At 66.0% G+C, this 7722-nt stretch carries 8 protein-coding genes and 1 pseudogene; 4 read left to right on the top strand and 5 right to left on the bottom strand.

The annotated features are described in order from the left end of the window. Nucleotides 1-243, top strand: a pseudogene (locus A2J02_RS18745) (branched chain amino acid aminotransferase); the annotation flags it as partial. Here A2J02_RS18745 and A2J02_RS18740 read toward each other — a convergent pair. Genes A2J02_RS18740 through A2J02_RS18725 form a run of 4 tightly spaced genes read right to left on the bottom strand, consistent with a single transcriptional unit; the run spans nt 240 to nt 3353 of the window. Beyond that, on the bottom strand, nt 240-1001 hold the full coding sequence (locus A2J02_RS18740) for an adenosylcobinamide-GDP ribazoletransferase (protein ID WP_082899531.1): 762 nt from the start codon (nt 999-1001) through the stop codon (nt 240-242). The pseudogene A2J02_RS18745 and the gene A2J02_RS18740 overlap by 4 nt on opposite strands. A 2-nt stretch (nt 1002-1003) precedes the next feature. After that, complete coding sequence (gene cobT, locus A2J02_RS18735; protein WP_068052124.1) at nt 1004-2122, bottom strand: nicotinate-nucleotide--dimethylbenzimidazole phosphoribosyltransferase; 1119 nt, start codon at nt 2120-2122, stop codon at nt 1004-1006. Further along, nucleotides 2119-2688, bottom strand: a complete 570-nt coding sequence (gene cobU, locus A2J02_RS18730; protein WP_068052121.1) for a bifunctional adenosylcobinamide kinase/adenosylcobinamide-phosphate guanylyltransferase — start codon at nt 2686-2688, stop codon at nt 2119-2121. The genes cobT and cobU overlap by 4 nt, the downstream gene beginning before the upstream one ends. A 5-nt stretch (nt 2689-2693) precedes the next feature. Beyond that, entirely contained in the window at nt 2694-3353 is a 660-nt protein-coding gene (locus A2J02_RS18725; protein ID WP_068052118.1) for a DUF3043 domain-containing protein, read from the bottom strand. A gap of 100 nt (nt 3354-3453) precedes the next feature. On the opposite strand from A2J02_RS18725, the gene A2J02_RS18720 reads away from it, so the two are divergent. From A2J02_RS18720 to A2J02_RS18710, 3 genes are all read left to right on the top strand, one after another. Next, a complete protein-coding gene (locus tag A2J02_RS18720; RefSeq protein ID WP_068052116.1) occupies nt 3454-4527 on the top strand; it encodes a glycerate kinase family protein in 1074 nt (357 codons plus the stop codon). A 64-nt stretch (nt 4528-4591) separates the two neighbouring features. Next, on the top strand, nt 4592-4957 hold the full coding sequence (locus A2J02_RS18715; RefSeq protein WP_068052114.1) for a HesB/IscA family protein: 366 nt from the start codon (nt 4592-4594) through the stop codon (nt 4955-4957). A gap of 104 nt (nt 4958-5061) precedes the next feature. Beyond that, nucleotides 5062-6036, top strand: a complete 975-nt coding sequence (locus A2J02_RS18710; RefSeq protein WP_068052113.1) for a carbohydrate kinase family protein — start codon at nt 5062-5064, stop codon at nt 6034-6036. Between the two features lie 94 nt (nt 6037-6130). Here the strand turns inward: A2J02_RS18710 and asnB are convergent. Further along, nucleotides 6131-7722: asparagine synthase (glutamine-hydrolyzing) (asnB, locus tag A2J02_RS18705; protein ID WP_068052111.1), on the bottom strand; the 1592-nt coding region annotated here is incomplete at its 5' end.

Raw genomic sequence — 7722 nt, 5'->3', positions numbered from 1 at the left:
GAGCGTCGGATCTCCACCGAGGAGTGGCGAAAGGGGGCCGACTCCGGCGAGATCACCGAGGTGTTCGCTTGCGGCACAGCAGCGGTCATCACACCGGTGGGTAGCGTCAAGTCCACCGAGGGGGCGTTCGAGATCGCAGGCGGCGAGCCCGGCGAGATCACGCTCGCACTGCGCGACACGCTCACCGGCATTCAGCGCGGCACCTTCGCCGATACGCACGGCTGGATGACCAAGCTCCGCTAGCTTCCCAGAAGCAGGCCGACCGCGGCCAGCGCGGTGGTGGTCTCGATTCCGGCTCCGAGCACGTCGCCGGAGAGCCCGCCGAAGCGTCGCACGCAGTGGCGAGTGAGAACCATCGCGAGGGCGAGTACGGCGATGACCACCAGGGGGCCCTGCCACGGGCGGTCGGGATGTGCGAACACCGAGCTCGCCACTGCGACAACCACCCACAGCGCTGGTGCCATGTTCGACTGCGTGCCCGCGACGAGAGCGCCGAAACCGTTCGGCGACGACGCGTCCGTACCCCGGCGGCAGGCCAGGACCACCGACACCCGGCTGATCACCGGCAGAACTGCAATGGCCCACCACAGCTGTTGGTGCGCGAGCTGGCCCAGGCTCGCGGCCTGTACTGCCAGAACGAGTGCGATGGTCGCAACTCCGAACGGCCCCGCACTGCCGGACTTCATGACTTCTCGCGCGCGCTCGGGAGGTCCGTAGCAGCCCAGTCCGTCCGCGGTGTCGGCCAAGCCGTCCAGATGCATGCCGCGAGTGAGCAATGCCGAGGCCGCGACGGCGAGCAGTCCGCCGAGGAGAGGCGTCAGGCCCGCAGTGATCGACACCCACAGAACGATCGCGCTGATGCTGCCGAGGGCGATACCGACGACTGGAGCGAGCGCTATCGCGCGCCCGGCGGAGTCCCTGTCGACCTCGTCGGGGCCGCGCACGGGAAGCACCGTCAGCCAGGAGAACGCGAGCACCAGTGAATCGGCTGGGCTGCGCACAGTCAGTGGTCTTCGGCGGTGCTGCGGTCTTCGGCAGTGCTGCGGGCTTCGCTGTCGCCGGTACTGACACCGGAGTCGGCGAAGGTTGCCATCGAATTGAGGGTGCCGACACCCGCACGAACCAGAGGCAACGCCGCCAGCGCTCCCGAACCTTCGCCCAGTCGCATCCCGAGCTCCACGATCGGTTCGAGACGCAAGTGCCGCAACGCAAGTGAATGGGCAGGCTCGGCCGAGCGATGCCCGGCAACCCACCAGTTGCGTGCCCCGGCCGCCGCGTCCTCGGCCACCAATGCGGCCGCGGTCACCACCAGGCCGTCCAGAATCACCGGGGTTCGCCGATGCGCTGCCTGTACCAGAAAGCCGGCGAGGGCCGCGATGTCGGCACCGCCCGCGACACGCAGCAGATCGGTGGGGTTCTTCGCGACCGGCCGGGCTCGACGCATCGCGTCCCGGATCGCTGCGGTCTTCCTGATCCACCCCGCGTCGTCGATTCCGGTGCCGCGACCGACGGCGGCAACCGGCTCGGTGTCGGTGAGGGTGGCGATCAATACCGTTGCCGGAGTGGTGTTTCCGATACCCATATCGCCTGCGATGAGAAGATCCGCGCCGCCGTCGACCTCTTCGTCGGCGATGGCGGCTCCGGCAGCGATCGCGGCCCGAACCTCGTCCTCGGTGAGTGCATCCTCGCGGTCGATCGATCCACTGGACCGTCGAATCTTGAACGCGGACACCGAAGAATCCGTATCGGCGTCGACCGCGATGTCGACAACCCGAACCGCGGCACCGGCGATGGCCGCGAGTACGTTGACCGCTGCGCCGCCGGCGCGGATGTTCGCGACCATCTGAGCCGTCACCTCGGGAGGGTAGGCAGAGACCCCGTGTGCGGCCACGCCGTGATCGCCGGCGAAGACGACGACACGCACTCGTTCGAGAGACCGCGGCGGGCAGGCGTCCTGGCAGGCGGCGATCCACTCACCGAGCGCCTCGAGGCGACCGAGGCTTCCGGCAGGCTTGGTCAATTCCTGTTGCCGGTCGGCGGCGGCCGATCGAGCCGAGTCCGACGGAGCTGTCACCGGACGAAACGGCGACGACGCCGAAGCCTCTTCCGAAAGAATTGTCACACTGTGCCTTTCGCGGTGATGAAGTCCGCCGGAGGGTCCTTGAGGGTCAGCGCGAGTCCTGCGACGACCAGCAGAACCCTGTCACATACTGCCGCGAGCCGAGAATTGAGCAATCCCAGCTCGTCTCGGAAGAGGCGACCGGAACGGGATTCGGGCACCACGGACAAGCCGACTTCGGGGCTGACGAGCAGAAGGTGGGACGGGCAGTCCGCGACTGCCCGAACCAGATCGTCGACAGCCGGTGCGATCGTGCCGCGGGGGAGCTCCCAGGCCTGTGCATCGTCGAGCATTCCCGTCAGCCACGTTCCCAGATCGTCGACGACGGTGGTGCCGTCCCACGGCTGCGTCACGACACCGGACAGAGACGTGACGGTTTCGACGGTGGACCAATGTCTCGGTCTCGACGCACGGTGACGCTCGATACGAAGCTGCCAGTCCTCGTCGGTGGCGTCCCGCCGACCGGTCGCGAGATAGCGAACCGGCTCGAGAACGGCAAGCGATTCCGCGTGCCCGGACTTGCCGGATCTGGCTCCACCGAGCACGAGGGTTCGTCTCGGTTCGCCCACCGACGTCAGACGGCCTCGCCGGCGCTGACTCGCGGCTTGGGTGCGCGCATCTTGCGGATCTGGGACGCACGGACGAAGGCGTACCACCCGATCCTGAAACCGCCGTCGGTGGTCTCGGGGAACCGCACCCGGATCTTGTTGTTGATCATCTTGCCGAGGTAGATGCCCTCGCCGACCATGAAGAGCATCATCACGAACATGCCGAGGGTGACGTACTGCTGTACCTGAGGCTGCAGGAACAGCGCAAAGATCAGGATCAACGCCAGCGGCATGAACAGGCCGACGAGGTTGCGTCGTGCATCGACGATGTCGCGTACGTATGCACGCACCGGACCCTTGTCGCGGGGGAGCAGATACTTGTCTTCGCCCGCCAGCATCCGTGCGCGTCGTTCGGCTGCGGCGGCGCGTCGCTCGTTGGAGGCGGCCTTGCGGTCTTCCTTGCTGCCCTTGTTCGCCTTGCGGCGCTCGCGTGCCTCTTTGCTCGTCAGAGGAGCAGGAGCAACCGGTCCGCGACGCCGAGCTTCGGCATCACGGCGCTTGGGGGTCGGTCGGCCCTTGCCGAGAGACACCGAAGGGGTTGCGTCGCTCCCGGCCGTCGTCGACTCGGATTCGTTCGAGTCGTTTCCGTCCGAATTGTCAGAGTTTCCACGGCGTAGCAGCTTCACGCACTCAGAGTATGGGATGGCCCGTTGCCGACGAACACCGGCCAGGTCAGCGGCGAAACAGCGGATGCCGTTCCGGCGCTGCAGCCCTAGACTTCCGACGATGCGAGTGATGATTGCGCCGGATTCGTTCGGAGACACCTTGACTGCCGCGGCCGCGGCCGACGCCATCGCCAGGGGATGGGCCTCGGTTCGTGAGACCGACGAACTCGAACTCGCGCCCCAATCCGACGGCGGCCCAGGGTTCGTCGAGGTCCTGGCCTCGCGCATCGGCACCGTGCAGACCGCAGACGTGGACGGGCCCCTCGGCAACCCGGTCCGAGCCCACTGGCTGCTCGACGGTACGGCGGCGTACATCGAATCGGCTCAGGCCTGCGGACTGCATCTTCTCGACGGCCCGCCCACTCCACTGTCAGCACTGAAGGCGAGCAGCTACGGCGTCGGTCAGCTGCTCGACGCCGCTCTCGACGCCGGGGCGCGAACGGTGTTCGTCGGGCTCGGCGGAAGCAGCTGCAGCGACGGCGGGCGCGCGATGATTCGTGCGCTGGGCGGACTCGGATCGGCGGTCGCGCGATTGTCGGGCATCGACCTCGTCGCCGCGTCGGACGTGGAGAACCCGCTGCTGGGCGACACCGGTGCGGCCCGCGTGTTCGGTCCACAGAAAGGTGCCGACGCAGACACCGTCGCTCGGCTGGAGGAGTCGAACACCGATTGGGCTGCAGTGCTCTCTGCCGCCGGCTACGACGTGGCAGACCGACCGGGAGCCGGAGCCGCAGGAGGTCTGGGGGCGGCACTGTTCGCACTCGGCGGCAGGCAGCTACCCGGTGCCGTCGTGGTGGCCGAACGAACCGGCCAGCAGGAACTGCTCGACTCCGTCGACCTGGTGCTGACCGGTGAGGGCAAATTCGACTCGCAATCGCTGCGCGGCAAGCTGGTGACCAGAATCGCTGCCGCGGGCGGCGCGACGGGCATCGACACGATCGTGCTCGCGGGGCAGGTCACGTTGTCGAAGGACGAACTGGAGTCGGCGGGCATCTCGGCTGCGCACTCGATCAGTGAGTTCGCGGGTTCGGTCGAGCTGGCGATGTCGGATGCGGCGAATCAGCTCGAACAGTTGGCCGCGCGCGTCGCGGCCGACGTGGTCGACACCGGTGTGCAAGGGAGGCGGCGAGCGTGAGGAATAGAGCTACCGGGAGTACGGTTGAGTCATTCACGGGTTGTACGACTGATAGGGAGAACCCATGACCGTTTCGAATGAGACCGCAACGACCGAAACCACGGCACACAAGGTCACCATGACGGAGACCGCGTCGACCAAGGCCAAGGCGCTGCTGGATCAAGAAGGCCGTGACGACCTCGCGCTGCGCATCGCCGTGCAGCCGGGTGGTTGCGCAGGACTGCGCTACCAGCTCTTCTTCGACGACCGAAGCCTCGACGGCGACCTCGCGGTCGACTTCAACGGCGTCACCCTCGCAGTGGACCGGATGAGCGCTCCCTACGTGGAGGGTGCATCCATCGACTTCGTGGACACGATCGAGAAGCAGGGCTTCACGATCGACAACCCGAACGCCACGGGATCGTGCGCGTGCGGCGACTCGTTCAACTGAGCTGACTCGTACTCGACTGTGACCGGTACACGCATGCGTGTACCGGTCACAGTCGTGTCTAGCCGTCGACTCCACAGCATCTACGAACCGAAAGGCCTTCCTTCGTGACACTCGCGGTATCCGGCTCGATAGCGACCGACCATCTGATGCGATTCTCCGGACGGTTCGCCGAGCAGATCGTCGCCGATCAGCTCTCGAACATCTCGTTGAGCTTTCTGGTGGACGATCTGGTCATTCGCAAGGGAGGCGTCGGCGGAAACATCGCGTACGCACTCGGAGTTCTCGGCGGCGCGCCTCTGCTCGTCGGGGCCGTGGGACCGGACTTCGCCGAGTACCGGACCTGGCTCGAAGAGCACGGCGTCGACTGCAGTGGTGTGAGCGTGTCCGCTACCGCACACACTGCTCGCTTCGTCTGCACCACGGACGAGGACATGGCGCAGATCGCGTCGTTCTACCCCGGAGCGATGAGCGAGGCCCGGGACATCTCCATCGAGGCACTCGCGGCGCAGCACGCGATGGACCTGGTTCTGATCGGTGCCAACGACCCCGACGCGATGACGGCGCACACGGCGCAGTGCCGCGCTGCAGGCATCCCGTTCGCGGCCGACCCGTCGCAGCAGCTCGCTCGGCTCGACGCCGCGCAGGCAACCGACTTGATCGACGGTGCCGCGTACCTGTTCACCAACGAGTACGAATGGGCGCTCCTCAAGCAGACGACCGGCATGTCCGACGCTGACATCGCCGACAAGGTGGATCTGCGCGTCACCACCCTGGGCAAGCGTGGCGTGGACATCGTCGAAAAGGGTGGTGTGCACACCCATGTCGGTGTCGTGCCAGAGACGAGCAAGGTCGATCCGACCGGTGTCGGCGACGGCTTCCGAGCAGGTTTCCTCACCGCCCACATGGCCGGAGCCAGCATCGAACGTGCAGCGCAACTGGGTTCGCTCGTGGCCGTGCTGGTGCTCGAGACCACCGGCACGCAGGAGTGGGATCTCAACCGCGACGACGCGATCAAGCGTCTGACCTCTGCCTACGGTGAAGAAGCGGGCGAGGAAATCGGGGCATTGCTCCCCGCCTGATCGAGGTTGTTCGTTCGCCCACCGGATCAATGTGGCTTCGTTGCACTCCGAGCGACCGAAAGTCGCATTGATCCGGCGGGGACGGTCGGCCAGGTCAGATGTTGACCGGATACTCCGGTTCGGCGATCTGCGGCACGATGCGCTTCTCGACGAAGATGCCGTGCCACACCATGAAGATCAGCAGCGTCCACAGTCGACGGCTGTGATCGGACTTGCCGGCGCGGTGATCGTCGAGCATCGCCACGACGGCGGCCTTGTTGAGCAGGTGATCGGTCTGCGAGTCGGCGATCTGCTGGTGGGCCCAATCGAAGAGTTCCGGTCCGCGCAGCCAATGGCGCAGTGGCACAGGGAATCCCAGCTTGGCGCGATGCAGTACATGACCGGGAACGATTCCCTCCAGCGCCTGACGCAGAGCGTACTTGGTGGTGCTCTTGGTGATCTTCTGGTCGAGCGGGAGCTTCTCGGCGACCTTGTAGACCTCGGAGTCGAGGAACGGAACGCGCAACTCGAGTGAGTTGGCCATGGTGATCTTGTCGGCCTTCACCAGAATGTCGCCGCGCAACCAAGTGAACAGATCCAGATGCTGCATGCGAGCCACCGGATCCCATCCCTGCGACTGCGCGTATATCGGCGCGGTGACGTCCTGATGGGTCCACTCGGATCGGAACTCGCGCAGCACCGACCGCAACTGCGCGTCGTTGAAACTGCGTGCGTTGCCGTAGTACCGCTCTTCGAGAGTCATGGATCCGCGGTTGAGCAGGCTCTTGCCGCGAGTGCCCTCGGGGATTCGCTCGCTCAACGAGCCGGCCGCACGTCGAAGGAATGCGGGAAGCGACTCGAACGGCTTCAACGACAGCGGTTCGCGGTAGATGGTGTAACCGCCGAACAACTCGTCCGCACCTTCGCCGGAGAGCACGACCTTCACGTGCTTGCGGGCTTCCTTGGCGACGAAGTACAGCGGCACCAACGCGGGGTCGGCCACTGGATCGTCCAGATACCAGACGATCTCGGGGATGGACGCCGCGAACTCCTCGGGTCCGACGACCTTCACGATGTGCCGAGCACCGATTGCCGCGGCCGACTCCGCTGCCACGTCCACCTCGGAGTAGCCCTCGCGCTCGAATCCGGTGGTGAACGTGATCAGGTCGGGGTTGTGACGGATCGCCAGAGCTGCGATGGCCGTCGAATCGATTCCGCCCGAGAGAAAGGAGCCGACCGTGACGTCGGCGCGCATATGTTTGGCAACCGAGTCTTCGAGTGCCTCGGCGATTTCCTGGTACCGCGCCTTCTCGCTGCCGGGTGCGAATGGCTGAACCGGGAACTTCGGGGTGAAGTAGCGAGTGACCTTCGGCGGCGTGCCCGGTGACAGCGTGGCGTAGCAACCGGATTCGAGCCGCCGAACGCCTGCGTGCAGGGTTTCGGGCTCGGGGACGTACTGCAGCACCGTGTAGTGCTCGATGGCACGCGGATCGAGATCGGTGCCGACGCCGAGCAGATCCATCAGCTCGAGCACGCTCTTCTTCTCGCTACCGAACGCGGTGCCTCCGGGACCGGTGGCCAGGAACAGTGGCTTGATGCCGAAGGGATCGCGTGCAACGAACATCTCGCGCGTCTCGGTGTCCCAGATGGCGAAGGCGAACATTCCTCGCAGACGCTGCACGGCGGCAGCGCCCCAGTAGTGGAACG

Origin of the sequence: Rhodococcus sp. EPR-147, from assembly GCF_001647185.1 — a bacterium.
In the GTDB taxonomy this organism is placed as follows: domain Bacteria; phylum Actinomycetota; class Actinomycetes; order Mycobacteriales; family Mycobacteriaceae; genus Rhodococcoides.
This window is presented reverse-complemented; position numbering and strand designations above follow the sequence as displayed.